Source organism: Caldisericota bacterium, assembly GCA_034717215.1.
In the GTDB taxonomy this organism is placed as follows: domain Bacteria; phylum Caldisericota; class Caldisericia; order Caldisericales; family Caldisericaceae; genus UBA646.
On record JAYELD010000055.1, the window covers coordinates 1 to 2,213 of the forward strand.

Annotated in this window: 3 protein-coding genes; all 3 read right to left on the bottom strand. The window is 37.5% G+C overall.

The window, feature by feature from the left end:
* Positions 1-516: 516 nt before the first annotated feature.
* The 3 genes from U9Q18_02465 to U9Q18_02475 are packed head-to-tail and all read right to left on the bottom strand — an operon-like array spanning position 517 to position 2,193.
* Complete coding sequence (locus U9Q18_02465; protein ID MEA3313222.1) at positions 517-798, bottom strand: hypothetical protein; 282 nt, start codon at positions 796-798, stop codon at positions 517-519.
* Positions 795-1,391, bottom strand: coding sequence for a hypothetical protein (locus tag U9Q18_02470; protein MEA3313223.1), 597 nt, complete (start codon positions 1,389-1,391; stop codon positions 795-797). Before U9Q18_02470 ends, U9Q18_02465 begins: the two co-directional genes overlap by 4 nt.
* Positions 1,372-2,193, bottom strand: coding sequence for a replication protein (locus tag U9Q18_02475; protein ID MEA3313224.1), 822 nt, complete (start codon positions 2,191-2,193; stop codon positions 1,372-1,374). The genes U9Q18_02470 and U9Q18_02475 overlap by 20 nt, the downstream gene beginning before the upstream one ends.
* Between the last annotated feature and the right edge of the window lie 20 nt (positions 2,194-2,213).

Genomic DNA, 2,213 nt, shown 5'->3' on the forward strand with positions numbered 1-2,213 from the left:
CAGAGTAATACTTATCCAATACATTAAAATATACAACAATGCTAATATTTATCAGTGTTTAGGAGGTTTATGAAAAAAGTTAAACTTTTTCTTTAAAGGGTATTGACACAACACAGTACATTCCGGGCTTGATCCGGAATCTCGTCCTCAAACTAAGAAACCCTTCGCAAAAAACGCTCAAGGGTGACAAAAAACGGGTCATTCTGGACTTGGTCTGCAATCCATCTTTACAAAAACAGGGAAAAGGCATTGCGCCTCTTCCCCCGCATTACATTGCTACAATCCCAGGTTTACTCTTATGTAAAGAAATCTTGGTAAAAATTTTCTACCTTAACCTGCCTTAAAATAATATTTTTTAATTGCTCGAGTGCTTTGTCTTTGCGGTATCGAACTCCGGAGCGAGAGATGCCGAGTTTTTTTGACAGTTGATGAATCGAGGTATTATTGAAGAATAACTCGTAGATGATTTTGTAATTGTCTTTATCCAGTTTAGGCATTGCATCTTTTATGAGTTTTTCAGTGTTCTTTTGCTGCATTGTCTTCAGTTGAGATTGTTCTTGATATATACTTGTATTCGTTTCGGGCATACTTGTACATTTTCCTGTTTATTATCTTGTGTGATACTTTGAGGAGTTCGTCATCTGAGAGCTTATAAGCGTATCTTGCGTATGTTTCCAAAACGGCAAGAGCGCCTTCTTGTGCGAGGTCTTCCTGCTCTACTCGAAACTTCTTTGCATAGCGCTTTGATAGTTTTTTAATCCTTTCCTTTTCTTTCAAATAGAGTTCTTCAAGTGTCATACATGCCTCCTTGATTTACCTTCGATGTCAACCCAGCTGCATATTTCTCTCAACCTGTCAACTATTCGTAGCCATCCGTTGCGATTCTTAAACTGTGAAAGATTCAGATTTGTGGTGATTACCAAACTTACATTTTTGTTTCTGTAGATATCTTCTATAAGGCACTCAAACCTTTCAAGCGCAAAGGGTTCCGAGTATTCCCTGCCAAGATCATCAATGAGAATATATTGGGAAATCCTTATTTTGCCACCCGTGTGGAGTTTGCTAAATAACTCTGGTGCAAAAAAGAACTGTATTTCACCTGAGTATCTGTTGAGCTGGTAAAGATATGCGTCCTGTTTTTCCCTTGCTTCTTTTGAAAGGTATTTTATAATTCTTGTGTAGATATAGATCAGGGCCATTGTCTTTCCAACACCGACACCCCCGGAAAGGATAAAGCCTTTATTCTCTCTGAATAAGATATTTAAGTGCCTGTCTAGCTCTTCTCTTTTTGCAACTTCTTTCTCTTTATAGTATTTGAGATACCTTGAGCCGAATGTATTTTTTAGTATTGTATTTAATTCTCTTTCAAACTCACCACTCGCCAGCTGCATACGATCTTGTTGTTCCTTCTGCGCCTCCGCTGTTTGTGTCCCCTTCTTTACCTGCACTGTTGGCACGGCAGGCAGGCTCACTAATTGGGATGTATCTTCCATTTGTTTTTTCTCCTTTCGCTCTTCCGAGCCAGTTAACGATAAATCTTTCATAATTCTTTTTGTGCCTGTAAGGATTTGCTATGAGCCATGCTTCCATCTTTTTCAATTCAACACTAACATTTACAGATGGAAACGCTTCCTTCCATTTTTCAAGTTTTTCTTCGGAAATATTTTTGAATTTAAAGATTTGCTTGTTAAAAGCAATTTTTCCTTCTTTAATATTTCTTTCTTCTTTATTTATCCTTTCTTTAATACTTTCTTTAGGGCTCTCAAGAGTGATGATTTTGCCGTTGCTATCTGGCTGTGCCGTGCTTTGATTTGTTAACACTGACTGTTCTTTTTTGTTAACACTTTTTGTTAAGCTTTGTGTATGCTTGTTGTTAGGATTTGTTGATACTTTTTTCCAGTATTGATGTTCGTCATAAAATTTGAACCTGCCTGCATTTCTTAAAAGTTTATTTTCTCTGATCATCCGGTTTATTGTGGTAGAACATAGCGGTCTTGATATGCCAGTATCTTCTGCAATCTTTTTCACAGTGGTTTTGTTCGTCCAATCTCTATGGAATCCCCAGCTCCAGCGGATAATGTAAAAGGCAATCCTCATTTCTGTCTGGCTCAAAAGCCCTTTGATGAGTATCTCCGTTATTACTTTATTCGGTATCTGCGTGAAGCTTCTATCAGGTTCTGTATTTCTGTTCATTTTTTAATCACCTCCTTTCT

Excerpts from the sequence above, each read along its gene's own strand:
- U9Q18_02465 (MEA3313222.1), bottom strand. The coding sequence starts at position 798 with ATGACACTTGAAGAACTCTATTTGAAAGAAAAGGAAAGGATTAAAAAA.
- U9Q18_02470 (MEA3313223.1), bottom strand. The coding sequence starts at position 1,391 with ATGCAGCTGGCGAGTGGTGAGTTTGAAAGAGAATTAAATACAATACTA.
- U9Q18_02475 (MEA3313224.1), bottom strand. The coding sequence starts at position 2,193 with ATGAACAGAAATACAGAACCTGATAGAAGCTTCACGCAGATACCGAAT.